The organism is Arachidicoccus sp. BS20 (assembly GCF_001659705.1).
Lineage (GTDB): Bacteria > Bacteroidota > Bacteroidia > Chitinophagales > Chitinophagaceae > Arachidicoccus.
Genome location: NZ_CP015971.1, coordinates 81,541 through 106,577 on the forward strand (window position 1 = coordinate 81,541; position 25,037 = coordinate 106,577).

A 25,037-nucleotide genomic window follows, 5' to 3' on the forward strand; every position below is an offset into this window, starting at 1 on the left:
GTTCTGTAACGAAGTTAAAGCAAAGCAACTTTAACCGAATATGATTGTTGTAACTGAAAACAACACACTTAAAATTTTATTGCTTTCGCCATAAAGCAGTTCCTGCAATTGCAAACAATACCACAGCCGCAGCACCTATTACATTCAGCCACAAAAAAGAAATAATGTTTAGAAAATAAATCACAACAACCAATATCTGTGTAAGAATTATGGAGCCGAAAACAACTTTCGTATTTATTTTTTTTATGTAAAAAGCTACAAGAAAAATACCGAGAATTGTTCCGTAAAATATTGAACCCAGCACATTTACGGCTTCTATCAGCGAGCCCATTTTTGATGCAAGAAATGCGACGAGTATGCAGAAGATTCCCCAAAGCAAAGTGTGTAGTTTTCCATATTTTAACCGCATTGTTTCGTCGGGTTTTTCTTTAGATAATTGTTCCTGTACATCTACTAAAGATGAAACGGCGAGCGAATGTAATGCCGCAGAAGTCGAACCCCAGTTGGCTAAAAAAATGGCGGCAAACAATAAGCCAATCAAGCCGACCGGCAGATTGTTTTTTACAAAATAAAGAAAGATATAATTTGTGTCATTGTCCTCGGGAGTAAGGCTTGCGCTGTTGATGGCTGTTTGCGTTTTTGTATGCAGCGCATTGAGTTTTGCCTGCGTATTTCTGAAAGATTGTATCGCTTCATTTTTAGAAATAGCACTGGCGCCGGAATGTCTTTGTTGCAACAAAACAGCGCTTTCATTTTGCAATTGCTTTTCAAGTTGCGTGTGTTGCGTTTCCAGCATTGCCGCTTCTTTCGGAGAATGTTTTTGTAATGCCTGCCATGCGTCGTTGTTGAAAGTCATAGGCGCGGGCTTCATCGAAAACAAAGCAAAAATCAATGCGCCAATCAGCAGGATTCCAAACTGCATCGGTATTTTTACCAATCCGTTTAACAGTAATCCCATGCGGCTGTTGGTGGTATCTTTTGCGGAAATATATCTGCCTACCTGGCTTTGGTCTGTACCAAAATATGACAATGCCAAAAAGAATCCGCCAATCAATCCGCTCCAGATATTGTACTTGTCTTTCAGGTCAAATTTTGTGTTGATAACATTCAGCTTTCCCGATTTACCTGCGAGGTAAAGTGCATCGCCAAAGCTGGTCCCATGCGGCATATTTTTCACTACCAAAAATCCTGCAAAGCTCATTGTAGCAAGGATTATAAGAAATTGCCATTTCTGAGTATGGGCTACAGCTTTGGCTCCGCCAATGTAGGTATAGATTAATAAAATGCCGCCCATCAATACATTCGTCAGGTAAATATTCCAGTGCAAAATGCTGGAAAGAATAATGCTTGGCGCATATATGCTGATGCCTGTGGATAAGCCTCTTGATAATAAAAACAGCAATGATGTAAGCACGCGCGTACGCTTATCAAAACGTTGTGCGAGATATTCGTAAGCCGTATAAACATTGAGCTTTTGAAAAATGGGAATGAACGTAACACATATCACAATCATCGCAAGCGGCATACCGAAATAGTATTGCACAAAGCGCATTCCATCGGTATAAGCCTGTCCGGGTTCGGCAATGAAAGTAATAGCGCTTGCCTGTGTCGCCATTACGCCGAAAAGCACCATATACCAACGCATTTGGTTATCGCCTTTCAAATATGATTGGCTGTTTCTTTGCTTGCGCCCGACTAAAACGCCATACAAAAGCATGACGGTCAAAGTAAGCATCATTACAATCCAGTCTATACCGCTCATGCCCAGTGTTGTGTGAATAAATAATAAAGTACAATCTGCACGGCAAGCGCCAGCACAAGCAGCGCGTACCACAGTTTCCAGTTGATAGGTTTATTGTTCAAAATAATAAATTATTTTACTCTTATTAAATCGCCGTTATCAAATCCAGCCGTCATTATCTCGATTTTTGAAAAGATAGAATTTTTGTAATTATCAGAATTGATATAGCTCTCAATTATCTTAACTGCTAAATTTTGAAAGCTTAACCAATCGTATTTATTCTTATCAATGGCAATATTTAGCCCTTTATATTCTTTTGGTTCGTAGCTTATTTCAGTTGCCCAATCATCATCCGATTCATCATAATTATTGGAACCTATTAAATAAATGCAATATCCCTTTTCCGTTTCATATAAACCGAAATTCAATGCAGTAATTGTTATATCGATTTTTTCTCTTTCGTTTAATTTATTTAGCCAATTAAAAAAATCTTTTTTTATTATTTCTTTCATCAGTTAATTATTTTCCTGCCGATAAAAAATTAAAGAACAATCTTATTGCGCCGATATTGCCTGCGGGCAACTGCCGGAAAAATACCAACGGCGTATAAATGTAATAGCCTTTGCCGTATTGCGTATAAATGGTAGAACCTTGCAACGGCGCTTCGCCCGTGTCGTGCATTTCAAACAATGGCGTGTAATGTTTGTCCCAATCAACCGCGAAATATGTGCCGCGTTCCTGCACCCAGCCTTTGAAATCGTCTTCGGTAATTTTGTTCGGATAGTTCATTAGCCTTGATTCGGGATGCAAAAGCTTTACATACGAATGCTCTTCCGTTACCCTTTTGTTGGCGATGGAAAAAGGATAAGGACCAAAATTATTCATGGTCAAATCCTGCAAATTATTGTATTGCATTACCAGCGTTCCGCCGTTTTTTACATAATTCATCAGCATTGGAAACCATGTCGGGAACTGCTTTTCAACGCTTACTACGCGCACGCCGGTAACAATGGCATCGTAAGTTGAGAGCTTGCTGCTATCCAAAATATCTGAGGCTTTCAGCACATTCACATCCAAGCCCGCTTCGTTCAAAAATTGCGGAATCAAATCGCCCGCGCCTGGAATATAACCTATTTTTTTTGCCGTAACTTTCATATCGGCATTCAGCGCCAAAGCCTTTGTTGGCGTGAAATATTGCAGCGTGGGTATGTGCGGATAAGAAATTATATGCTGCTCTTTTGCATAAGTTTTTCCATCCACAGAATAGCTTGCTTTAATGTTGATACGCTGCTCGTTTAAATTTTTTAATGCAGATTTTTTAATGGAAAAATGCAGAATATCATCTTTTGAATGAAGCGCAACATTCGAATAACTTGCCAATATTTTATTGCCGCTTTTGAACGTTAAAGTGCCGGTCGGTAAATTATTATCATTCACTGTAAAATGAAGACTCATGTTTAAAGCATCGTCATTATTATTCAAAAAATAAATCGGATGTTCAAAGCTCACATCAACCGCAGGCACTACGCGCAATTGTTCTACAACATCGCCCTTCAACGGGTCTAATTTTTTGTAAGACAATGGAATTTTTACGGGAAAAATTTGTCCGCCAATCTTCAACGTAATCAACGCATTGAGTTCAGGCGGTGCTTCGGGCAAACCGATAAGCGTATCGCTTGGAACACTGAACTGCACAGACGTTTCGGGCGATGCAGCCAGCCAGTAAGGTTGCGTGATGTGGGCATTGCCTGGTATCGTAATATTACGATTGAATGTTTCCAATATATCATTGTCCAACGTTTTGTTTACCGCTTGCTCATTGCTTAGCCATTGAATACTTTCAAGCGTTATAGGCAAGGATGAACGTGCAATCACATCTAACCTGAAAGGGTATTCATTGCCGGCAACAGCTTGCGCATGGTTGGTAACAGCTTCACCCATAAAGCCTGCGCAGGACAAAATAATTTTATTCAACAACTTCAACTTGTCTTTTACAATTGGCTTGCTTTGCTGCGTTAATAATTGCTTGCGCAAGCGCAACAGCGAAGGCAAACTTAAATCCGGGCGTGTAAGATTAAATGAATCGATGATGTTGTTCAAAGCTTCATCAATGTTTGGCAAACCAATACTTGTCCACGAAGAATCAATATCATCAAACAAAGAATTTTTTACGGGCGCGCCTTTTACCAAAGAAAAATATTCGGTGTGTGTGCCGGCAATAGACGGTGTGCCTGCGCCCTGGCTTTTGTGCATACTTCGGCTCAAGCCCGCAAGCTCATTGTACCCCATACCGAGTTCAGGATTATATTGACCAATGGTTAATTGAAACTGATTTTCATTGGTTGTATTAATGCTGCCAAAATTAAATGTATTCCAAAGCAATCTTTTCGGTTGCCATACGCTTACATATTTCAGTTGTTGCGGAAAAGCATTTTTATCGTCCGCAAGGTCAAACGCTTTTGCGGCAGCAATGGCGGAAGCCGCGTGCTGTCCGTGTCCGGCGGCGGCGGTAGGCGGGAAGCGACAAATGATTACATCGGGACGGAATTTTCTGATAATCCAAACAACATCGGAAGTAACGCTATCGACGTTCCATTGACTATAAGTATCGCGCGAGTTTTTTGAAAAGCCGAAATCGATAACGCGCGAAAAAAATTGCTTTGCGCCGTCCAGCGCGCGTGCATCCAGCATTTCGTGTGTGCGTATCAAACCAAGCGCGGCACCTTGTTCGCTGCCGATTAAATTTTGCCCGCCTTCGCCGCGATTGAGTGACAGATAAGCCGTTTCAATATTATCGCCATTCACGAGCCAAGTGAGTAAGCCGGTGTTTTCGTCGTCGGGATGCGCCGCGAGATACAGCACTTTCGGAAGATGCTTTAAAATTTTTATATCGCGGTAAATGCTTGCAGAATTTTCGGGTCTTATTTGTTGCGCATAACCGAACGCAATATGCAAAATGATAATAAAAACGAGATAAAATTTTTTTCGCATGATAACAGGAAATAAATTTGGTAAATAAAACGAAAAAGCGAAATTAATTTATTTGCGTGGAAAGAAAATGATAAATATAAACATGGATTTGTAGGATACCTTCTATTTTTAAGCCAGCTCAAAGAGAGAATGTTTATCGGGAGATTACATTCGGCAAAATAGTCGCAGCGAAGCTGCAAATGCAAAATATATACGAATGAAGATTATACTTATATCCGTTGGAAAGTCGCATGAAACCTATGTACGCGATGGTATTGAAGATTTTTACAAAAGGCTCAATAAATATTTCCCTGCAGAATGGAACATTATTGCGCCGCTGAAAAATGCAGCGTCTTTAAGCGAAACGGAATTAAAATCTAAAGAAGGGGAGCAGATTTTCTCCCAACTTCAGCAAGACGATTTTCTGGTGTTGCTGGATGAACGGGGCAAACAGTTTTCATCGCCGCAACTGGCAAATTTTATACAGCAGCGTGCCAACGAAAGCACAAAGCGGTTAGTGTTTTTAATCGGCGGTGCATTTGGTGTGAGCAACGAAATTTTTAAAAGAGCGGGTTATGTATGGAGCTTATCGAACCTTGTGTTTCCGCACATGTTGGTACGATTGATTTTAACGGAACAATTGTACCGGGCATGTACTATCTTGCGCAATGAAAAATATCATCATGTCTAACGTGATAGTTTGAAAATAAAATACGTAAATCTTAATTCGTACATGATTACTTTATTCATCATTATTGCAACTTGTATTGTATCGTTTATGGCTTTCAGCAACGGAAGCATTATTGATAAACTTATTTTTTATCCGCCGGCTGTGTCGCAGGAAAGACAATGGTATCGTTTTTTTTCCTGCGGACTGATACATGCCGATTTCGGGCATTTGATTTTTAACATGTATGCGTTTTATTCGTTCGGCAATTTTGTAGAAGATACATTCGGCGATATGTTTGGCGAGCCGACAGGTACAATTTTATACCTGATTTTATATATATCCGCATTGGCAGTTTGTTTATTACCTACATATTTTCAGAACAGGAATAATTATGCGTACAGAAGCCTTGGCGCTTCCGGCGCAGTTTCGGCAATTGTATTTGCAAGCATCATACTTAATCCTACTGCCGGCATCGGGCTGATATTTATTCCGGGTTTATCGATTCCGGCATTTATTTTCGGCATTATTTATTTGGCTGTTTCTTATTGGCTGGACAAGCGAGGCGGCGGCAATATCAACCATTCTGCGCATTTGTATGGCGGTTTGTACGGAATTATATTTCTGATTATTGCAGGAAAAATTTTTTCGCAATACGACGTAATTGCCGGATTTATTTTTCAGGTAAGAAGTTATTTACGAATGTAAAATTTATATGCAGGAAAATCATCCCGCAGATTTCTACAAAAAATCTGCGGGAAAGTCTTTTAATTATCCGTAATTCTCAGAGATTGTATTTCCTCATTTTTAAATTCAAAATGATAAGCCAGCAAAACAGGACTTCCATTAAACGAACCTGAAATTTCTGCTGATAAAATACCGCCGGATTCAGTCGCTCTGTATTCCAAAGGCTTCATTATTGTTTTGTATTTCTTGTTTGCACCTGCAATCCAGTTTTGAATTTCAGTTCTGCCGTTATGTGTTTTTCCTTCATCAAAAACGATTGCCGTTTCGGCAAAACAATTTGCGTAAGCAGCGCTGTCATAATCGCTTTGAGCTTTTATTAATGCAATAATTACGTTGGGCAAATTCATTATTTTATTTCACTATTGTCCGACTAAAATAGATAAAAAAGCGGTTCCGAAGAACCGCCCGATTAGTTAAGTTTGAGTTACCAAGCTTAAACAATAACTAATGAGTGAAATTATAAAATTTACCGGACAGCCGATATTATCGCAGATATTAAATTTAATAAGCAGTTCTTTGATAAACAAAGCAGTCAGAAAACACCAGTCCAACCGGTACTACAAGAAATTACCGGTACGTATACATTTGATAAGCCTGCTGTATGGTGTATTCAGCTATTGCAACGGTTTGCGGGAGCTGTGCGAGGGGATGTTAGCCTGTGAAGGCAAGTTGGTTCACCTGGGTTTTGATAAAGCGCCTGCGCGCAGCACGCTGTCGGATGCCAACAGCAAAAGAAGTTTTCTGGTGTTCGAAACGATTTATACCGAATTGTTACAGCAATACCACAGTTTTATCTCGGACAGCCGGTTAAGGGGCTTGAGCATCCGTAATCTGAAAATAATTGACAGCAGCACTATTCAGTTGTGTTCAGCGAATTGCTTCGTGGCGTAGGGCGCAACACTAAAGACGGGAGCCGCAAGAAAGGCGGCATCAAAGTACACACAATGATGGATGCCTTTAGCGGAGTGGCTGAGTTTGTGCGTATGACCGCCGCCCGGGAGCATGACCGTAAGTTTCTGTACGAGTTGGATTTACCTGCCAACAGTTGGCTGGTGTTCGATAAAGCCTACAATGTGTATCGTCAGTTTTTGAAATGGACGGAACAGAAAATATGGTTTGTTACCAGGATGAAGGACAATGCTGTTTTTCACGTAACCAAAGTATTGGTGGACAGAACAAAGAAAAAAAATGCAAAAGGCGTGTTGAAAGAACAATACATCACCATCGGGGTAAAAACCGGCAATGGACAGGAACAACGGCTCAAGCTAAGGCGCATCACGTTCCAGACCCAGGATGGCAAGGCATATGTGTTCATTACCAACAATTTTACTTTACCGGCTTCGCAGATAGCCACGATATACAAAAACAGGTGGATGATAGAATTGTTGTTCAAGCAAATCAAGCAGAACTTTCCGTTGCGTTACTTTTGGGGCAATAGTGTGAATGCTATTAAAATGCAGGTATATTGCGTACTAATAGCACAACTGCTGATGGTGGTCATTAGGAAGAAAGCTGCAACCAGGAAATCTTTTGCCAACATGATCACCGTTATAAGATTGCACCTGATGAGCTATGTATCGTTGTTAGAGTTTATCAAAGACACGTATAAGGCATGGAGAAAAACACACAACGCTTCTTTTGCTTTTACACCATAGAAAAAAAATCGGGGGTACTCCCCCAATTTTGAAACAATAACTTTTTATGCTGTAGTCCTTTACTATAGAGAGTTACAGCAGATTTATACCCGATTTTAGTCGGACAATAATGATTTTATTTTTAAAAATTATTAAATCGTCGGTATCGTTCCGCCGTCAATTACATATTCTGTTCCTGTTAAATAATTCGCTCTCGGCGAAACAAGAAAGCCTATCAGCTCTGCGATTTCTTCGGGCTTTGCAGGTCTTCCGAAAGGAATGCCGCCGAGTGCATCCATAATGCTTTGTACCGCTTGTTCCGTTGTGATATTCGAGCTTTGGGCAATTCGTTCAGCCATTCTTTTCGCGGAACCGGTCATTATCCATCCCGGCGAAACGGTTAAAACACGAACGCCTTTTGGCGAAACTTCGTTGGACAAACTCTTGCTGTAATTGACCAAAGCCACTTTTGCTGCGGCATACGGCAATGTAGAATCGTACAACGGCAAGCGCGCTTGGATGGATGCAATGTGAATAATCACGCCGCTTTGATGTTCGAGCATTTGCGGTAGAAAACCTCTATCCAAACGCACAGGCGCAAGCAAATTTGTTTGTATAGTCGATTCCCAATTTTCGTCTGTCAAAGCTGCAAATCCGCCGCCGGGCGTTTCCGAGCCGCCGAGATTGTTTACCAAAATATCAAGTCGATGATATTTTGTCAATACTTCATCAACTACTTTTTTCGTTCCTGCTGCCGTACTTAAATCTGCAGCAATGAAATGAAAGTTTTTGTTTGCTTCCCGCGGCTGGTTTCTTGCGGTAATGATAACCGTTGCACCTGCGTTGTATAAACGTTCCGCAATGGCTTTGCCCGTGCCTTTTGTGCCGCCTGTAACCAAAGCGATTTTGCCAAACAATTCATTATTGAAATTGAATGTTTCTTCATTTGTAAGTTGCGGAATTGTTTTAATCATTTCTTCATTCATATTTACTTGCTCTTTCATTTCTTTTAAATTTTATGCAAAATTCAGTTGTATCCATAGTTTATACAAGTACGGAAAACCTATTCATATAGGGAGAAATTTTTCCGTATGGAAGAAATAAATCGCATTGATTAACTTTGTTTCATGTACGAAAGAAAAATTCCTCTGAATCTCAATTGCGGCCTGGATTTGATAGGCGAAGTTTTGTATGGTAAATGGAAAATTCGTTTGCTGTGGTTTATCAACGAAGGACATAAACGCCCGAGCGAATTGCAACGAAAAATTCCCGATGCTTCGCGCAGAGTACTGAATATTCAATTGAAAGAACTGGAAGAACATGAACTGATTTCTAAAACTATTTATCCGCAAGTGCCGCCGAAAGTAGAATATTTTTTAACGGATTTCGGCAATTCGTTAATTCCTGTTATTGCTGTGTTAGGAGCGTGGGGCGATAGTAATGAAGAGCGATTGAGAAATGTGATTATGAAACGTGTAAATATTAATGGGAATCGAGATTAATATTACTTTTGCTGCTGCATCAAAATCATTATGCTATCCATCAATTTTCCCAAACCCGATTTTAAAATCAAAGGCAATCAAGGCGAAGAGCAAATCTTCGACGGCATCCGCAAACGCTGGCTGCGACTGACTCCTGAAGAATGGGTAAGGCAAAATTTTATTCAATATCTGATAAAAGAAAAAAAATATCCTGCGTCTTTAATTTCCGTTGAGAAAGAAATTGTGTTGGGCGAAATGAAAAAGCGTTACGATATTGTTGTCTATAAAGACACGCAGCCTTGGGTGATTGTGGAATGTAAGGAAATGAATGTTCAACTCAACGAGAAAGTGTTGAATCAATTATTGCGATACAATGCGACAATCGTTGCGCCGTATTTGATTATCACAAATGGAAAGCAAAGCTTCGGCTGGAAAATTGAGAACGGAAATTTTATTGAGATGGATGAGTTGCCTGAATGGTAAGTTGTTTTAGTCGTGTGGTAATTTTATGTAACCGTCTTTCGGCATATTTTTAATATCTTCTTCTGTTGCTTTTATGTAAGTCGCTTCATTGTAATTGGGGTCAATTGTAGAAAATTTTATAAAAATTGTATCAAGAGTAATACTTGTACTTCCATAATAAATCCTGCCTTTGTATTCAAATCTGTAATTATAATAGGGTCCACGTGTTGTATGACTTGTTGAGTGATGAGTTGAAATTGTATATCTCACATCCTTTGATAAATACTTATGTTCCATTATAGGGTCATAAACGAAAAAGTAAATAATGAGAAGTACAAACGGAGTTATAGAAACCCATAACCTTATTTTTTCTTTTCTGCTTAATCCATCTTTGCTCATTTGCATTATAAGTTGTTAGTCGCAAGTTATTAAAAAATGACAAGCCTAAAATACAATTCAATTTCTCGTCTTGAAACCCCCGTAGTTTTTTATTTATAAAAAAATTATATACTAACAGGTGTTTGTGTGGGTGCTTTGTCCTAATTTTGCGTTCGATTTATTCACGATACAAAAAGAGTATGCGAAAAACTTGGTGGAAGATTCTTACGGTCATTATTTTGTTGTACGTTGGTTCGTATGGCTTTTTGGTAAAAGTACCCTCGCTTGACGGGCGGCTGCAACAATCTATTCGCAATACGTTTTTTCACGTGCCTATGTGGATTGCTATGATGGTAATTCTCTCGGTTTCTGTAATTTATGCTATAAAATATCTGCGCTCGCAAAATCCCAAAGACGATATTTACTCATTAGAGTTTGCACGTACAGGTTTGGTGTTCAGTTTTCTCGGTTTGTTTACGGGAATGATTTGGGCAAAATACCAATGGGGCGCGGCTTGGGGAAACGACCCGAAACAATTGGGAACGGCTATCGCGATATTGATTTATTGTGCATACTTTGTATTGCGCGGCTCCATTAATGATATAGACCAACGCGGAAAAATAGGCGCGGTGTATAATATTTTTGCATTTTGTATGTTGTTCCCTACATTATATATTTTGCCGCGAATGACGGAAAGCCTGCATCCTGGCGGATTGGGCAGCGAAGGAAATCCGGGATTAAATCCGAATGATACTTCAGCTGCGTTAAAAGCTGTGATGTATCCTGCGTTCATCGGCTGGACATTGCTCGGTGTGTGGATTGCAACATTGCGTGTGCGTTATAAATTGTTGCTCGAAAAAAAATTATCTTAACTCAAAATTTTCTTTCTTGATGAATATGAAAAAGAAAACAGGATTGGCAATTGTACTTTGTTTGTTAAGCATTTTTTCTTTTGCTCAACAATCTGGCAGTACGAATACTTCCACCGATTTTATGAACAGCAACGGCAAAATATATGTGGTGCTTGCAGTTGTGTTGGTTATCTTAATCGGTCTGTTCCTGTATCTTTTTAATCTCGATAAAAAAATTTCTAAGCTGGAAAAGGAAAGTAAATAATGAGGTTGGCTTGGAATGATGTATGTTATTTTCATAAAATAACGAATGATTGCAAGTTATTATAATCAATCATTAAAAACTCACGATTCACCTCTCACTACTCACGAATTAAAATACCTAAATATTTATAACATGTCAGAACAAACAAGTTTCTTTGAAAACGTTAATAAAAGCTTCGACAAAGCAGCTAAGTTTACCAAATGGGAACAAGGCATTCTGGAACAAATCAAAGCAGCCAATTCCGTGCTGCGCATCAAATTTCCTTTAAAAAGAGACGACGGTTCGATTGAAGTAATCGAAGCATACCGTGTGCAACATTCGCATCACAAAGCGCCGTGCAAAGGCGGTATCCGTTTCAGCGAAGCCGTAAATCAGGACGAAGTAATGGCATTAGCCGCATTGATGACATACAAATGCGCGATTGTGAATGTTCCGTTCGGCGGTGGCAAAGGCGGCATCAAAATCAACCCGAAAAAGTACAGCGAATTTGAGTTGCAAAAAATCACACGCCGTTATACATCGGAATTGGTCAAGAAAAATTTTATTGGTCCGGGCATTGATGTTCCTGCACCCGACTACGGAACCGGTGCGCGCGAAATGGCGTGGATTCTCGACACATACACATCTTTACATCCGGGCGAAGTGGATGCTGCCGGTTGTGTTACGGGAAAACCCGTTACGCAAGGCGGCGTTCGCGGTCGTACCGAAGCGACGGGCTTGGGCGTTTTCTATGGTATTCGTGAAGTATGTAATACACATAAAGTAATGGACAAGCTTGGTTTGACCTTAGGCGTTGGAGACAAAAAAGTGATTGTGCAGGGCTTGGGAAATGTAGGTTTTCACACAGCAAAATTTTTCCGTGCATTTGGTGCAAAAGTTATTGCTATTGCAGAATACGAAGGTGCAATTTATAACGAAAACGGATTGAATGAAGAAGAGGTTTTTCAGCATAGAAAAAAGACAGGTTCTATCCTGAATTTTCCCGGTGCAACTAATATCCCTAAGAGCAGCGATGCTTTGGAACTGGAATGTGATATATTAATTCCTGCAGCTTTGGAAGGCGTAATTACTAAAGAAAATGCCGACAGAATCAAAGCAAAAATTATCGGAGAAGCGGCAAATGGTCCTTTGACGGTCGACGCTGATGAGGTTTTAAGTAAGAAAGGAATTGTGGTTGTGCCCGATATGTACCTGAATGCAGGTGGTGTTACGGTTTCTTATTTTGAATGGCTGAAAAATCTGAGCCATGTGCGTTACGGAAGAATGGAGAAGCGTTTTACCGAAAATATGAACAAACAAATTCTCGGACAAATTGAAGATATGACGGGTAAAAAAGTTGGCAGCGCAGAACGCTTACTGATTGAGCACGGCGCTGATGAAGTAGATTTGGTTTACAGCGGCTTGGAAGAAACGATGATTAGCGCCACACGCGAAATTATGGACGTTTGGGATTCTAATCCTGAAATTCCCGATATGCGCACAGCAGCGTTTATTGTTGCAATCAACAAGGTCGGAACAGCTTATGATGAGTTGGGTATTTTTCCTTAAACTCATCCATAAAAGATGTTATGCAAAGTGGCTTTACCCAAAAGCCACTTTTTTATTTCTGTGATGGCAAACCGTAATGCGTAAAAGTTGTAAAACCGAGAAACGTATTATCTATTGGAACGCCAAGCGGCGCTTGCATCTCTCTTAAAGATTTCATACTGTTTGTGCCGTAATGTTTATATGCAACCTCAACGCCCGGAAACAGTGGACTTGCAACGGAACAATAATTGCAATCTGTGCTTTGATTATATGCTTTTCTCGTAAAATCATAACCCGCACTTATCCTTTTATCAAGTGCGCTGTATAATGATGAATCATCTTGGATATCGGCAATTTCGGCAGCGTAAGTAAATCCTGTGAGTGAATATTGATAATGTACGCAATCGTGCCGCACACAAAGTTCCGGCATGGTTCCATCGCTTTCGATTACCGAAGGAAATACGGCGTAAAGCATTTTCTTGCCATCGTTATAAACCGAATCGCTATTAAGAAAAACGCCGATAGAAATTTTTGCATACCCTGCCGATACATTCCAGTTATTGTGATAATTCGGTATGCGGTTGATATAATCGTCTTTTACAAGATTCAGATAGTTTTCAAATTGCTGAATGTCTTTTTTCGACCATTTTGCGGAAACGCCTTTGGGCTTATAATACCGAACAATTTCTGCGGCGGCAACAAAAATAGGCGTTGTCCATGAAGTTTCCAGAGAAGGCTGATGTGCATTGTCCTTATGGCTGTCAATTATCTGATAATCGTGAAAATGATAAGCCCAGCCGTTCAAAATTCCAATGGCTTTCTGTGCATCATCCATATTGCCTGCGGCAGCAAATTTTAATGCAAAAGCATAGGCAAGTTCTGCATCGGAACGGATTTGTGTTTTAGACGGACTTGTATGTCCGTTGGAACCGACATACACTGTTGATGGAAACGAAGTAGGATATTTATGTGCATTGATGAAATCCAATATTTTTTGATAAGCGGCTTTTCGTTCTGCATTATTTGCACTCAGCTGCGATGCAATAAAATCAAGGTTTTCGGCAGTATTGAGAATTCCCGGATGAATAAAATGCGTGTGTGCAGGATACTTATTATTGTTATTTGCCGATGTTATAAAAGCGGAAAATATGCTTATTAGAAATACGCCTGAAGTAACTGCGAGAAATTTATTTGATAAATGTTTCATTGTAAAAGAATGAGGCTTTGAAAAATGTTGTCCAAGATAAGTAAAAAGCATAAATGAAACGTTACTGTTTTATAACTTCCTTACATTTGTCCGAAAATAATTTAGTATCAATGTCATCATTTTCAGCGAATAGTATTGTCGAATTTTTAACGCCGGTTAATTTAGCGGAACTCTCTAACGACGAGGGTTTCAGACCTACACAATTAGGGAAAACCATTGCAGCTTATGAAGAATTTTTTCCCGATATAGAAAATGCAGATTTAATTATTCTTGGAATGGGAGAGGCGCGCGGTGCGGGTTTCCCAAATGGAAATAACCGTTCTGCGGATGCGGTTCGTGCTGAGTTTTACCAATTGTTTCAATGGCATTATAATTTGAAAATTGCCGACATCGGTAATATTATTCCGGGTAAAACTTTGCAGGATAGTTATGCTGTTTTAAGAATCGTGTTATCCGAACTGCAATTGCTGAATGCGAAAGTATTGCTACTCGGCGGTTCGCACGATTTGACTTTGGCGCAATGCGATGCTTTTGCGAAGCAGGATAAAACGTATGAGCTTACGTGCGTAGATGCAAAAATGGATTTGAATGCCGATACTTCCGTGATTGCCGATAAGTTTTTGCTGGATTTATTTACCAAGTCGCCGAACCATTTGCATCATTATAATCATATTGGTTTTCAAAGTTATTTCGTGCATCCGCAAATGTTGGAAACGATTGACAAGTTACGTTTCGATTGTTTCCGCGTGGGAAAAGTGAAAGAACGATTGGAAGAAATGGAACCCCCGATTCGCAATACCGATATTTTTAGTTTTGATGTTTCTGCCATTCAAAACTGCCATGCGCCGGCAAATCTGGCTACGCCGAATGGTTTCAACGGAGAGGAAGCCTGCACACTTTTTCAGTATGCAGGATTGAGCGAAAAGATGCGCAGCATCGGCGTTTACGGCTATTATGCGCATTTGGATAAACATAATTTAACGGCAAAACAAATCAGTCATTTGATGTGGTATTTGTTAGATGGAATTTATCAGGGGAAAAATGAATCTTCTTTTGCCAATAAAACACATTTCAATGAGTTTCATTTGGCTTTTGCTGAAATGGAAACCGTTTTTCTGCAAAGCAAAAAAACCAATCGCTGGTGGATGCAACTGCCCGATGAACAATTCATTCCCTGCAGCTACGCCGATTATATTCTGGCAACGCGTAACGAAATCCCGGAACGCTGGTTAAGGGCGATTGAAAGAGGATAAAATTTTTTCAGAAAAATTTCGTTCTTATGTAAACTCGTTATATGAATCGCATCGTTTACATATTTATTTTGAGCGTTTTTATTTGCGGCATTTTTTCTGCATGCAGCAAAACGCAGGACGATGATTTTGCCAACAACGTTATTACGTACAAACAATATTTGCCGATGCAGGTTGGCGCTGTTCAGTTGTACAGATTGGATTCAACTTTGCCTACTGCTTTCGGTGCAAGCCTGACAGTTCACAGTTATCTTGCGAAAGATAGCATAGCAAGCCAAAACCTTGATGCGACAGGCGATACAACGTTTAATGTATATCGTTTTATAACCGATACTTTGCAATCCAAGGCTTGGCAATTGTCCGGCACATATCAAATTATTTATACAAAAAATACTGCCGATATAATTGATGCAAATGGCTTGCGGTTTATAAAATTAACGACACCTGTTACGACCGGTTATTCGTGGGATGGCAATCAATATTTTATTACAGGTAATAGTAGTAGTTCCAGCGATGAAAACTATGCGTATGAAGGTTGGAGTTATGTTTACGACAGCGTGAACGCTGCATATACGACAAAATACGATACGTATTCAAACAGCCTAATTGTGAATGAGGCAAATACAACGTTGGGAAATACGGGAGACTTCGACCCTTCATTATATCAACAGAAAACATACTCGCAGGAAGTGTATGCACAAAATATAGGATTGATTTTTCAAAATACATTGTTCTATATTTATCAGTCGGGCGGTATTTCTCCGGGTTTTGACCAAACGAGTTTCGGTATAAAAATGACACGAATTCAATAATTATAAAATCGCTCTAACGCTTGCCGTGCCTATGTTGATGACCTTTGTATTGCCCGGTTTTCTTCCCTGATATTGAAAATTGATTTCGATATTATTCAACAATCTTTTGGTAAAATTAATGGTCCATTGATAATTTTTTCCGGGCAATAATCCTTGTAGAATGGTATAGCTTACCGTGCTGTTTGGGTCGCCGTTGTACGAAATATTGTTGTAAGAAAACTGCATGGTAATGCTTGTATTTTGTACAGCGTTGTATTTCGTATCGAAGTTGAGCGAATTGCTTGTTTCCTTTTCGCCGCCGTAGAGCGCGGCATTTTTTTGCAAAGCATAAATATAGCTTGTGGATAATCGCCATTTTGTCCCGTTGGTGTAAGTGATGGTTGGTTGCGAACTCAACGTTTTTAAAGCAAAATTTCTGTTGGCAAACGAAGGCGATTTCAAGTCGTTTGTTCCTATTTTTTGCAGTATTTCCAATGTGTATGCTTTTGAAATATTCATGCGACCTTTGAACGACCATACATCTGTTTCAGCACTTTCTGCGCCGTAAGTTAATAGCGATTTATTATAATTAATCAACCGTGTAATATCCAGTCCCCACTTGCTGTTGAAACGGTTTAACGATAATGTATTACTGAAAATATAATTCAGGTTCAACAGCGCAGAATCCGCGACATGATTGTTGAACGGATTAAATTCAGGTCCGCCGTTCGCCACTACTTTTTTGTTGGATTGCAACGATGATTGCAAACTTAATTTGCTCAACAAAGATTGAACTTTATTTAATTGTCCGTTGCCGAATAAAACTTTCGGATTGAGGTTTAAGCTGTAATTGAGCGTGGTATAATTTGCCTTAACGAAAACATTAGTTGGGGTATAAATTTTGATGAATGTTGCTTCATCGGGAAATGCTGCTATTTCAAATTCATTCAATTGTTGGATGCCGTCGTTGTTATAGTCGTTCCAAGTGTATTGCCCTTGTCCTGCGGGAACTTGGTAAAAAGTATAGTCCATTTTTTGTTCCTGTCCGGCGCCTACATCGTACAACAAATTACCAGTGATAAACCCTTTTTTTGCATTTACAAAATATTCCAATCTGCCTAAAAAACTTTTATCCGGTTGTTGCCCGCTGATGAGCGAAGAATCATCTACAAACAATTCGCGATACGTTGCCGTGATGCGCAATTGCTGCGCCTGATTTTGCATGAAAGATGCTTGCAGATTGAAGTTTCGGCTATGGTCGGTTTCTACTAAATTTTTTCCGTAAGGCGCTTCATCTTTGCGTTGCGAATACGTAAAAGCCCAATTGTTTCGCTTGCTTTGGTCGGACTTGATATAAGCCGAAACCGTTTCAAACGCGTAGCTTGTAGGCAAAATACTATCTGCCAAATTGTTCCTTATTTCATTATGTTCCAGCGAATAATTTGCGCCTATGGAATAATTGTTCAGATGCTTAAATGTCTTACTCACATCAATCGTTGGCGTGAAATAATAACCTTTATTATCGGGCATGGAAATAGAAGTCAAACTCGCTTGTTCATTGATATTCCACCCGTTTTGCGAAGATAATTTCCCGTCGATAATATTTTTAAATCCTTTGTAACCATCGCCGCGCAAGTAAGTCGAGAATTGATAACTGAGGAAATTTTGCTGCGCATTCTGTAATATAAATTTCAGCGAACCTAATTTCTCCGATGATTGTGTGGGAACAATATCCAAACCCCAATCTCTGTAAAACTCAACAGGACGCAGCGTTTCAACGGTTTGGAAATGCGGCGTTTCAAATTCAAAAGAGCCGTCGGTTGTGAGAGAATAAGGATTATCTTTTTTCGTTTTCAGTTTATCTGTTCTAAGCAATTCAAATTTTCCCGCATAACCAATGTCGTCAGAATTTTTCGGCGAAAAAGTATTCACTCTTGTTTCGCTTGTTGCAAGCTCGGTTTTCAAAAGCGTTTTATCATCGATGTTGTATTCCGTTTTCACACTCACAACTTGTTGTTTTTTCGGCGCGACCAAAAATTCTGCAGGTTCGTAATCTCCTTGTGGCACGCCGTTTAAGGGCGCGATCCATTGGTACACTTTTCCGTTTGCGCCATTAAGCAAAGGCTCGTAATTGCCTTTGTTTGCGCCCACTTCGATGAATGATAAATTGTATTTCGCGCTGTCGGGATTGGTAGAATAAACGTAAACTGAATCGTGCTTGTTGTTCACAATCGTATCTATTTTTTTATACATAATCGCATTCGCAGAAAATGTATCAATGGAAGCAACAGGATAAAAAGCATCCTGTACGCTGTCGCCGATTTGTTTTAGAAAATTAATTTTATCGGCATCCAATGTTTGATTAATCGGCGAATTTTTTGCATCGGCATTGTTGTAGGCCGAAACGGTTAATTTGAATTTTTTACCAAACTGCGTTTCATTATTTACATACAACATTGAGTTGAGATAATTTTGGTCGGCGTACTCAAACTCAACCTGCACGCGGCTGTCGCGCGTAATCAAGTGCTTCGGCATGAAAGTAATTTGCGCAGCATTATAATCAATCGTATAATCCTGTGAAGCGCCGCGCTGCAATAATTGTCCGTCCAGATACACTTTTTCCGTTCCAGCCAAAACAATAAAATACAGTTCATTGTTATTGCCCTGCAAGCGATACGGACCTTGATTTCCTTCGGAAACATTCAGTACGTTTCTTGCAAATTTTCCTTTGGCAATAGCGCCGCTCACAGTTGTTTTATTCGTGATGTTTTCGCCGATGTTGAGCTTTTGCGTATAAGAAATTCCTTCCAGCCTTTTATAAAAACTAAGAAAATAGTTGTCGTTTGTCCGCAAGTCAATATCGCCCAAATTGATTTCCCAGTTGCGCTTGCTGAACTGTAAAAGAATGTTGTCAAAATCGTTCAGTTGTTGTGTAGTTCCTTCCGGTTGAATGGGAATATTATTGTCGGTAAGCGAAGCAAGCAAATGAATGCTGTCGCCGATGTAGCCATTCATTTGTAAATTAAAATCGGAATTAAACACCGCATCCTGATTATTGCCGAAGCTCATGCTTCGCCCGAAACTGCCGTTGTAATCAATCTTTCCGAAGTTGAACAGCGAATTATTTTCCGCTTCGTTGTTGTTGAAAATAGGAGCAATCACGCCGTTTCTGTCCGTAATAGAATCGAATGTGTAACGCGAAGCAGTTGCATTCAATCGAAAAGGAAAAACGCGGTAAGTAATTGCAACGCTGTCTTTCGGCAAAGGCTTTAACCACGTGAGTTGTGCGCGAACAAAGTCGATAAAATAAAAAGACGAATCGGCTCCAGAGACAGCAACCGAATTTGGAACGATGCTTAACGAGTCGAGCGATACAGTTCCTTTTGTTGAAATATTTTTTCTGTGTATATTGGAATGCACTTGCGCACTTACCGACAATGTGGCGCAGCATAACAACGCGAGTATCAAACAAAATTTCTGCATCAGAGTAATAACGCAAAAATATTGGTATTAATATTTTTTATGAAGAATTTAAAAACGGAGATGTTCTTCTTCTCAAAATTTTTTCTATATTAAAAAAAACTTTTTAACTTCGGCTTGTACTTGACCATATTTTGTGTAGCCATGTTTTTATCCAAACAAGCAAACTTAGTTGTAATTTTAAATAACACTCGAAACTATGAATGCTAAAATTGATAAAATGCACAGTGTGTGGAACAGCCTGCAATTATCAATCCGTAACAGAACCGGACAGCCCAATGTAAACTTTGATGAGATTCTCAGCTCTGTATTTAGCATCGGAAAGTTTTACTATTATGTAATTGACTTTTTTGATATGAGCATTTCTAATCTGAGTGCGGGTTTCGAGGAAGCCCACGGTATTTCCACAGAAAAAATCTGCCATATCAATGATGTTTTAGAACTTATTCATCCTGATGATATGGAATTTGTATCTCTGGCTGAAAAAAAATCTTTGAGCTTTATTTACGATGTTTTGGGTGTAGAAAAGTCACTTAAATATAAAGCCTCTTATAACTTTCGTTTTAAAGTGGCAGACGGTTCATATCGCTTATACAATCATCAATCGTTGATTTTGACATTGGACGAAAACAACAACTTCGTTAAATCGTTAAACATTCATACCGACATCAGCCATCTTACCTCTAAAAATAATTATAAGTGTTCGCTTATAGGACTTGCCGGAGAATCCAGTTTTTTGAATGTAGACGTAGAAGAAACTCCAAAACACATTAAAGGCAAAAACTTTTCAAAACGGGAAACAGAGATCATTCGTTTGATAGCAAAAGGACTTTCTACTAAAGAAATTTCTGAAAAACTTTTCATTTCTACCGACACCGTAAAATTTCATCGCCATAATATTTTACAAAAATCGAGCTGTATCAATGCAACAGAACTGATTGCACGAGGCGTAAGCGAAGGTTGGATATAAAAAACCAACCTTTTGGGTAGTTGTTTGGTGTCGATTAATTTTTTCACTTTGTAGAAAAATTAATCCAAGTGAAATATTTTGTTTTAACCTTTTGTATCGTTGCAAGTTCGCTTGTCGCAAAAGCACAGGCACAAACCACCACGTATTACCAGTACAGCGTATGGAAAGGGAAAAACCACGTTGCCTACGTAACTTCGGTGTACTCGTTCGATATTCCCGATTACAGAATAACTGCCAATTATTATAACGAAATCAAAGGAAAGTTTCTTAGAAGCTTAGAGATTGACGGAGTGGGAGATTGGAACGACTACTACTTTGTGGAAATGCCGGACAGCAAAAACAAATCAGAATTAGAAGAAAAGAGATTGAACTACATAGCCCGCTTAAAGCGAGACGGTTACACCGTAAAAACTTCTTATTTCTCTTGGAAACTTAAAGAATAACAAACGTATTGAAATATGAAAAATCTATTTTTAATTTTTGCTTTCGCTGCAAGCACGTTTGCTGTAAAAGCACAAGAAACAAAGCCGACAAAAGAGGAAACAATTACCTGGATTAAAGAGAAATTGGAAAAATATATTCCAGTAGCAGACGGTTTAAAAAACTTTCAAATTTTGAAAATTGATGAAACCGAGGTCATTTACAAATACACAGATACTTATTGTGATGAAAAAGTAAATTTTCCCATCTCTGATATAAAATCTGTGGAAATAGGTAACGATGGAAGTAATTATATTTTTTTTAATTCAAAATCTGTTCATCGCGCATATTGTAGTAATGGGAATTCATATTATAGTTATGTGAAAATTTATGCTGGTGAAGCAGATATTTGCACAAGGCTTGAAAAGGCGTTTAAACATTTAGCCAGTTTTGCACAGAAAAAAGAAACTTTTTAAAATATACAAATTTAATAATTAAGTTACGATGAAAAATCTATTATTAATTCTTGCTTTCGTGGCAAGCATGCTTGCTGTGAAGGCACAGGAAAATAAACCGACTTTCGGGGAGACTGTGATATGGGTAGAATCGAAGTACCAATCTCTTTCTCCGGACAATTGGTATATCAGAGTTTTAGATGATGGAATATATTACACTTGCGATAATAACTGTTCAGTTCAAGAACAGAAAGGCTGGAAGTATGTAACCGATGTAACTTATTACAAAACTGACAAAGGAGAATACGCAATAAGAGTTCCTTCTGGACAAGGGTTTTCAGAGCATTTCAGCACAGGAGAACCGATACAATCAGCACACACTTGTCTTACTTTTTATGTTAAAAAAAATACAAGCGAAATGGATGTTCAAAAACTTATAAAAGCATTGAAACACATAGCTACTTTAAAAGGTGCAAAATTGATTGATGATAATCTTTTTGGTAATTAAAAGTGGAATTTTGAGACAATCTTTTTTTATACTCATTTTTCACACTAACAACTTTGCTTGTAAAAGCTCAAATTAGTATTGATGATGTTGTTATATGAAAACAACATCGTATTGGTTACCGGCAATATTGGTAAAGCATTACAATACGAATCTTAACCAAAATTTCTGCATTAGAGTAATAACGCAAAAATATTGGTATTAATATTCTTATAGGGGACTAAATGAAAAGTAAAACGGACAGAATAATAAAATGAACTTATTTAAAATTTTTAAAATAAAACCACATAGGAACATAGAATTGTGAAGTATAGAGGAGAAGCAGGATACAGAACCACAAAGATTTTTCATCGAAGATGAAAAACTATGTTCTTCTTAACGACGCATGTTTATTTTTTATTCAATCCTATGTAATCACTATGATTCTATGTGGTTAAAAAATAAGTTTAAACAGGATTAATAAAAAAAGCAGTTGAGAAAAATCAACTGCTTTTATAGGTAAGAGAATATTTAATTTTAGCTTGAAAAACTTTTGCGAATGATATTCAGCGCACCGCCGTGTTTGAACCATTCAATTTGTTGTGCATTGTAAGTGTGCGCAACCTCGCATTGTTCTGTGCTACCATCTTTATGATGCAGCACAATAGTCAGGTTTTTATCCGGCGCAAACTCTGTCAAACCAAGAATATCAATCACATCATCTTCCTGAACTTTATCGTAATCTGCCTTGTCGATGAACGTCAAAGCGAGCATTCCTTGTTTCTTCAGATTTGTTTCGTGAATGCGCGCAAAACTTTTTACCAATACCGCGCGAACGCCCAAATGACGCGGCTCCATCGCAGCGTGTTCGCGGCTCGAACCTTCGCCATAGTTTTCATCGCCTACAACAACCGTTCCGATGCCCGCTGCTTTGTAGGCGCGTTGCGTTGCAGGAACAGGTCCGTATTCGCCAGTCAGTTCATTCTTTACAAAATCGGTTTTATCATTAAAATAATTGACTGCACCGATGAGCATATTGTTGGAAATATTGTCCAAATGCCCACGAAATTTCAACCAAGGTCCCGCCATAGAAATATGGTCGGTCGTACATTTTCCTTTCGCTTTAATCAGCAAACGCAAGCCTTTCAAATCTGTTCCTTCCCAAGGTGCGAACGGTTGCAACAATTGTAACCGATTGCTGTCCGGCGCAACGTTTACTTCAACTTTACTTCCGTCTTCTGCCGGCGCCTGATAGCCCGGGTCATCAACAGCGAAACCATTTTTGGGTAATTCATCGCCGCTTGGCGGGTCTAGTTTTACTTGTTCGCCATTTTCATTTGTCAAATAATCTGTAATTGGATTGAAAGTTAAATCGCCCGCAATAGCAAGTGCCGTAACGATTTCGGGCGAAGCCACAAATGCGAATGTATTCGGATTGCCATCTGCGCGCTTTGCAAAGTTTCTGTTGAAAGAATGAACGATGGTATTTTTCTCTTTCTTTTCAGCACCCATTCTGTCCCACATTCCGATGCAAGGTCCGCAGGCATTGGTCAAAATCTTCGCGCCTATTTCATCAAACACTTCAAGGAAACCGTCGCGGTTTACGGTGAAACGAATTTGTTCCGAACCCGGATTGATTAAGAATTCTGCTTTGGATTTCAGCTTCTTTTCGGAAACTTGCTTTGCCAAAGAAACCGCGCGCGACAAGTCTTCGTAAGAAGAGTTGGTACAAGAACCAATCAAACCAACTTCTACTTTTTCGGGCCAACCGTTTTTATCGGCAACTTCTTTCATCTTGGAAATCGGCGTAGCCAAATCCGGCGTAAAAGGTCCGTTCAAATGCGGTTCTAATTCAGACAAATTTATTTCAATGACTTCGTCAAAATATTGTTCAGGATTTGCATACACTTCGGCATCGCCGGTCAAATGTTCTTTCAGTTCATTTGCCATGTCTGCAATTTCTGCACGACCGGTTGCGCGTAAATATCTTTCCATCGACTCATCGTAGCCAAAGGTGGAAGTGGTTGCGCCAATTTCCGCACCCATGTTACAAATCGTGCCTTTGCCCGTACAGCTGATGTTGCGTGCGCCTTCGCCAAAATATTCAACAATGGCGCCTGTTCCGCCTTTCACGGTAAGTATGCCTGCAACTTTTAAGATAATATCTTTTGGCGCAGCCCAACCGTTTAATTTTCCTGTTAAATGCACGCCGATTAATTTAGGAAATTTCAATTCCCAAGGCAAGCCCGCCATTACATCGCAAGCATCTGCGCCGCCAACGCCAATCGCTATCATTCCAAGTCCGCCTGCATTTACGGTGTGCGAATCCGTACCAATCATCATGCCACCGGGAAACGCATAATTTTCCAAAACCACCTGGTGGATAATGCCCGCGCCGGGTTTCCAGAAACCGATGCCGTATTTATTAGATACCGAACTAAGAAAATCGTATACTTCTTTACTTTCGTGTTCTGCACGGTCTAAATCTATGGCTGCGCCGTCTTTTGCCACAATCAAATGGTCGCAATGAACTGTAGAAGGAACTGCAACTTTTGGGCGACCTGCCTGCATAAATTGCAGCAAAGCCATTTGCGCCGTAGCATCTTGCATGGCAACGCGGTCGGGCGAAAAATTTACATAATCAGTCGCGCGCTTGAACGCGGCTAAAGGTTGGTCGGAGTGAAGGTGTGCGTATAAAGTTTTTTCGGCAAGCGTCAATGGTTTGTTTACAACTGCACGCGCTTTGGCAATTTTGTCCGGTAATTGCGCGTACACTTTTTTAATCATCTCAATATCAAAAGGCATAACACAAAATTTTAAAATAGTGAAATATAAGGTTTGCAAATTTACTTAAAACTGATGATTATTAGTCAGTGAATTTTGTTATTTTATAATAAAGAAAACTGATGTTTAAATGAGGACGGACAAAAAAAATTGAACTAAGTTTTTAGCATACTGAAACAAAATCTTATATCTTTACGTGTAAATTTTTCAGATATGGAAAAGTTGAAAAGTTTTATCGAATGGCGGGTATTTGGCGTGTGCAACGCAATAGGAGAGCGGCTGGGTATTGCAAGCTCGCGCATCCGTTTGTGGTTTATTTATATTTCGTTTCTCACGGTAGGTTCTCCGTTGATTATTTATATGATTCTGGCATTTTGGATGAACATTAAGAAATATGTGTTTTTTGCAAAAAGAAACCCGCTGAATTATTGATTTCTTCCTGAAAATCTTTTATTTTATTTCAAACAAATTTC

General features: G+C 39.3%; 25 protein-coding genes. 16 read left to right on the top strand and 9 right to left on the bottom strand.

From position 1 onward, the window contains the following. Positions 1-76 precede the first annotated feature (76 nt). The 3 genes from A9P82_RS00395 to A9P82_RS00405 all read right to left on the bottom strand — a co-directional run bounded on the left by A9P82_RS00395 (position 77) and on the right by A9P82_RS00405 (position 4,732). The gene (locus tag A9P82_RS00395) at positions 77-1,762 is read right to left on the bottom strand and encodes a sodium:solute symporter (RefSeq protein ID WP_066202828.1); all 1,686 of its coding nucleotides are present in this window, start codon (positions 1,760-1,762) and stop codon (positions 77-79) included. A gap of 110 nt (positions 1,763-1,872) precedes the next feature. Continuing rightward, positions 1,873-2,253, bottom strand: a complete 381-nt coding sequence (locus A9P82_RS00400) for a hypothetical protein (protein WP_082915141.1) — start codon at positions 2,251-2,253, stop codon at positions 1,873-1,875. Positions 2,254-2,260: 7 nt separating this feature from the next. Next, positions 2,261-4,732 (bottom strand): PIG-L family deacetylase, encoded by a 2,472-nt coding sequence (locus A9P82_RS00405; RefSeq protein WP_066202831.1) that lies wholly within the window; start codon positions 4,730-4,732, stop codon positions 2,261-2,263. 196 nt (positions 4,733-4,928) lie between these two features. On the opposite strand from A9P82_RS00405, the gene A9P82_RS00410 reads away from it, so the two are divergent. Further along, positions 4,929-5,402, top strand: coding sequence for a 23S rRNA (pseudouridine(1915)-N(3))-methyltransferase RlmH (locus A9P82_RS00410; RefSeq protein ID WP_066202834.1), 474 nt, complete (start codon positions 4,929-4,931; stop codon positions 5,400-5,402). 42 nt (positions 5,403-5,444) lie between these two features. Beyond that, the gene (locus A9P82_RS00415) at positions 5,445-6,086 is read left to right on the top strand and encodes a rhomboid family intramembrane serine protease (protein WP_066202837.1); all 642 of its coding nucleotides are present in this window, start codon (positions 5,445-5,447) and stop codon (positions 6,084-6,086) included. A gap of 59 nt (positions 6,087-6,145) precedes the next feature. Here the strand turns inward: A9P82_RS00415 and A9P82_RS00420 are convergent, their stop codons facing one another. Then, the gene (locus A9P82_RS00420) at positions 6,146-6,472 is read right to left on the bottom strand and encodes a hypothetical protein (protein WP_066202840.1); all 327 of its coding nucleotides are present in this window, start codon (positions 6,470-6,472) and stop codon (positions 6,146-6,148) included. A gap of 100 nt (positions 6,473-6,572) precedes the next feature. Here A9P82_RS00420 and A9P82_RS15225 point away from each other — a divergent pair, with 100 nt between their 5' ends. Next, complete coding sequence (locus tag A9P82_RS15225) at positions 6,573-7,016, top strand: DUF4372 domain-containing protein (protein ID WP_082915142.1); 444 nt, start codon at positions 6,573-6,575, stop codon at positions 7,014-7,016. After that, positions 6,989-7,780 (top strand): IS4 family transposase, encoded by a 792-nt coding sequence (locus A9P82_RS00425; RefSeq protein WP_082915143.1) that lies wholly within the window; start codon positions 6,989-6,991, stop codon positions 7,778-7,780. Before A9P82_RS15225 ends, A9P82_RS00425 begins: the two co-directional genes overlap by 28 nt. Before the next feature lie 131 nt (positions 7,781-7,911). Here A9P82_RS00425 and A9P82_RS00430 read toward each other — a convergent pair whose 3' ends face one another. Beyond that, complete coding sequence (locus A9P82_RS00430) at positions 7,912-8,763, bottom strand: SDR family oxidoreductase (protein ID WP_231891179.1); 852 nt, start codon at positions 8,761-8,763, stop codon at positions 7,912-7,914. A 123-nt stretch (positions 8,764-8,886) separates the two neighbouring features. Here A9P82_RS00430 and A9P82_RS00435 point away from each other — a divergent pair, with 123 nt between their 5' ends. After that, on the top strand, positions 8,887-9,261 hold the full coding sequence (locus tag A9P82_RS00435) for a winged helix-turn-helix transcriptional regulator (RefSeq protein ID WP_066202841.1): 375 nt from the start codon (positions 8,887-8,889) through the stop codon (positions 9,259-9,261). 30 nt (positions 9,262-9,291) lie between these two features. Further along, positions 9,292-9,723, top strand: a complete 432-nt coding sequence (locus A9P82_RS00440) for a type I restriction enzyme HsdR N-terminal domain-containing protein (RefSeq protein ID WP_082915144.1) — start codon at positions 9,292-9,294, stop codon at positions 9,721-9,723. A gap of 6 nt (positions 9,724-9,729) precedes the next feature. Here A9P82_RS00440 and A9P82_RS00445 read toward each other — a convergent pair whose 3' ends face one another. Next, the gene (locus A9P82_RS00445) at positions 9,730-9,999 is read right to left on the bottom strand and encodes a hypothetical protein (protein ID WP_156522568.1); all 270 of its coding nucleotides are present in this window, start codon (positions 9,997-9,999) and stop codon (positions 9,730-9,732) included. A 248-nt stretch (positions 10,000-10,247) separates the two neighbouring features. Here A9P82_RS00445 and ccsA point away from each other — a divergent pair, with 248 nt between their 5' ends. The 3 genes from ccsA to A9P82_RS00460 all read left to right on the top strand — a co-directional run bounded on the left by ccsA (position 10,248) and on the right by A9P82_RS00460 (position 12,744). Then, on the top strand, positions 10,248-10,952 hold the full coding sequence (gene ccsA / locus A9P82_RS00450) for a cytochrome c biogenesis protein CcsA (protein ID WP_255364007.1): 705 nt from the start codon (positions 10,248-10,250) through the stop codon (positions 10,950-10,952). Positions 10,953-10,977: 25 nt separating this feature from the next. Further along, on the top strand, positions 10,978-11,196 hold the full coding sequence (locus A9P82_RS15685) for a CcmD family protein (RefSeq protein WP_066209424.1): 219 nt from the start codon (positions 10,978-10,980) through the stop codon (positions 11,194-11,196). A 132-nt stretch (positions 11,197-11,328) separates the two neighbouring features. Next, the gene (locus A9P82_RS00460) at positions 11,329-12,744 is read left to right on the top strand and encodes a Glu/Leu/Phe/Val family dehydrogenase (RefSeq protein WP_066202852.1); all 1,416 of its coding nucleotides are present in this window, start codon (positions 11,329-11,331) and stop codon (positions 12,742-12,744) included. A gap of 52 nt (positions 12,745-12,796) precedes the next feature. On the opposite strand, the gene A9P82_RS00465 is transcribed toward A9P82_RS00460, so the two are convergent. Next, complete coding sequence (locus A9P82_RS00465) at positions 12,797-13,930, bottom strand: alginate lyase family protein (protein ID WP_066202854.1); 1,134 nt, start codon at positions 13,928-13,930, stop codon at positions 12,797-12,799. Between the two features lie 110 nt (positions 13,931-14,040). Between A9P82_RS00465 and A9P82_RS00470 the strand changes: the two genes are divergently transcribed. Together A9P82_RS00470 and A9P82_RS00475 are read left to right on the top strand one after the other, a co-directional pair. Beyond that, positions 14,041-15,183 carry an arginase family protein gene (locus tag A9P82_RS00470; RefSeq protein WP_066202856.1) on the top strand — a complete coding sequence of 381 codons (1,143 nt, stop codon included), beginning with the start codon at positions 14,041-14,043 and terminating at the stop codon, positions 15,181-15,183. 41 nt (positions 15,184-15,224) lie between these two features. Then, on the top strand, positions 15,225-15,992 hold the full coding sequence (locus A9P82_RS00475) for a hypothetical protein (protein WP_066202859.1): 768 nt from the start codon (positions 15,225-15,227) through the stop codon (positions 15,990-15,992). Here A9P82_RS00475 and A9P82_RS00480 read toward each other — a convergent pair whose 3' ends face one another. Further along, positions 15,993-19,454: a hypothetical protein gene (locus A9P82_RS00480; protein WP_066202864.1), complete on the bottom strand. Its 3,462-nt coding sequence runs from the start codon at positions 19,452-19,454 to the stop codon at positions 15,993-15,995. Between the two features lie 196 nt (positions 19,455-19,650). Here A9P82_RS00480 and A9P82_RS15690 point away from each other — a divergent pair, with 196 nt between their 5' ends. The 4 genes from A9P82_RS15690 to A9P82_RS00500 all read left to right on the top strand — a co-directional run bounded on the left by A9P82_RS15690 (position 19,651) and on the right by A9P82_RS00500 (position 21,804). After that, the gene (locus tag A9P82_RS15690; protein WP_082915146.1) at positions 19,651-20,421 is read left to right on the top strand and encodes a LuxR C-terminal-related transcriptional regulator; all 771 of its coding nucleotides are present in this window, start codon (positions 19,651-19,653) and stop codon (positions 20,419-20,421) included. A gap of 68 nt (positions 20,422-20,489) precedes the next feature. Beyond that, positions 20,490-20,864, top strand: a complete 375-nt coding sequence (locus tag A9P82_RS00490) for a hypothetical protein (protein ID WP_066202867.1) — start codon at positions 20,490-20,492, stop codon at positions 20,862-20,864. Between the two features lie 15 nt (positions 20,865-20,879). Beyond that, positions 20,880-21,317 (top strand): hypothetical protein, encoded by a 438-nt coding sequence (locus A9P82_RS00495; RefSeq protein ID WP_066202870.1) that lies wholly within the window; start codon positions 20,880-20,882, stop codon positions 21,315-21,317. 28 nt (positions 21,318-21,345) lie between these two features. Then, positions 21,346-21,804, top strand: a complete 459-nt coding sequence (locus A9P82_RS00500; RefSeq protein ID WP_066202873.1) for a hypothetical protein — start codon at positions 21,346-21,348, stop codon at positions 21,802-21,804. A 513-nt stretch (positions 21,805-22,317) separates the two neighbouring features. Here A9P82_RS00500 and A9P82_RS00505 read toward each other — a convergent pair. Then, complete coding sequence (locus A9P82_RS00505; protein ID WP_066202876.1) at positions 22,318-24,585, bottom strand: aconitate hydratase; 2,268 nt, start codon at positions 24,583-24,585, stop codon at positions 22,318-22,320. Positions 24,586-24,777: 192 nt separating this feature from the next. Between A9P82_RS00505 and A9P82_RS00510 the strand changes: the two genes are divergently transcribed. Next, positions 24,778-24,996 carry a PspC domain-containing protein gene (locus tag A9P82_RS00510; protein ID WP_066202880.1) on the top strand — a complete coding sequence of 73 codons (219 nt, stop codon included), beginning with the start codon at positions 24,778-24,780 and terminating at the stop codon, positions 24,994-24,996. Positions 24,997-25,037 lie beyond the last annotated feature (41 nt).

Coding starts and splice junctions, on each gene's coding strand:
- A9P82_RS00395 (WP_066202828.1), bottom strand. CDS start 1,762: ATGAGCGGTATAGACTGGATTGTAATGATGCTTACTTTGACCGTCATG.
- A9P82_RS00400 (WP_082915141.1), bottom strand. CDS start 2,253: ATGAAAGAAATAATAAAAAAAGATTTTTTTAATTGGCTAAATAAATTA.
- A9P82_RS00405 (WP_066202831.1), bottom strand. CDS start 4,732: ATGCGAAAAAAATTTTATCTCGTTTTTATTATCATTTTGCATATTGCG.
- A9P82_RS00410 (WP_066202834.1), top strand. CDS start 4,929: ATGAAGATTATACTTATATCCGTTGGAAAGTCGCATGAAACCTATGTA.
- A9P82_RS00415 (WP_066202837.1), top strand. CDS start 5,445: ATGATTACTTTATTCATCATTATTGCAACTTGTATTGTATCGTTTATG.
- A9P82_RS00420 (WP_066202840.1), bottom strand. CDS start 6,472: ATGAATTTGCCCAACGTAATTATTGCATTAATAAAAGCTCAAAGCGAT.
- A9P82_RS15225 (WP_082915142.1), top strand. CDS start 6,573: ATGAGTGAAATTATAAAATTTACCGGACAGCCGATATTATCGCAGATA.
- A9P82_RS00430 (WP_231891179.1), bottom strand. CDS start 8,763: ATGAAAGAGCAAGTAAATATGAATGAAGAAATGATTAAAACAATTCCG.
- A9P82_RS00435 (WP_066202841.1), top strand. CDS start 8,887: ATGTACGAAAGAAAAATTCCTCTGAATCTCAATTGCGGCCTGGATTTG.
- A9P82_RS00440 (WP_082915144.1), top strand. CDS start 9,292: ATGCTATCCATCAATTTTCCCAAACCCGATTTTAAAATCAAAGGCAAT.
- A9P82_RS00445 (WP_156522568.1), bottom strand. CDS start 9,999: ATGGAACATAAGTATTTATCAAAGGATGTGAGATATACAATTTCAACT.
- A9P82_RS15685 (WP_066209424.1), top strand. CDS start 10,978: ATGAAAAAGAAAACAGGATTGGCAATTGTACTTTGTTTGTTAAGCATT.
- A9P82_RS00460 (WP_066202852.1), top strand. CDS start 11,329: ATGTCAGAACAAACAAGTTTCTTTGAAAACGTTAATAAAAGCTTCGAC.
- A9P82_RS00465 (WP_066202854.1), bottom strand. CDS start 13,930: ATGAAACATTTATCAAATAAATTTCTCGCAGTTACTTCAGGCGTATTT.
- A9P82_RS00470 (WP_066202856.1), top strand. CDS start 14,041: ATGTCATCATTTTCAGCGAATAGTATTGTCGAATTTTTAACGCCGGTT.
- A9P82_RS00475 (WP_066202859.1), top strand. CDS start 15,225: ATGAATCGCATCGTTTACATATTTATTTTGAGCGTTTTTATTTGCGGC.
- A9P82_RS00480 (WP_066202864.1), bottom strand. CDS start 19,454: ATGCAGAAATTTTGTTTGATACTCGCGTTGTTATGCTGCGCCACATTG.
- A9P82_RS15690 (WP_082915146.1), top strand. CDS start 19,651: ATGAATGCTAAAATTGATAAAATGCACAGTGTGTGGAACAGCCTGCAA.
- A9P82_RS00495 (WP_066202870.1), top strand. CDS start 20,880: ATGAAAAATCTATTTTTAATTTTTGCTTTCGCTGCAAGCACGTTTGCT.
- A9P82_RS00500 (WP_066202873.1), top strand. CDS start 21,346: ATGAAAAATCTATTATTAATTCTTGCTTTCGTGGCAAGCATGCTTGCT.
- A9P82_RS00505 (WP_066202876.1), bottom strand. CDS start 24,585: ATGCCTTTTGATATTGAGATGATTAAAAAAGTGTACGCGCAATTACCG.
- A9P82_RS00510 (WP_066202880.1), top strand. CDS start 24,778: ATGGAAAAGTTGAAAAGTTTTATCGAATGGCGGGTATTTGGCGTGTGC.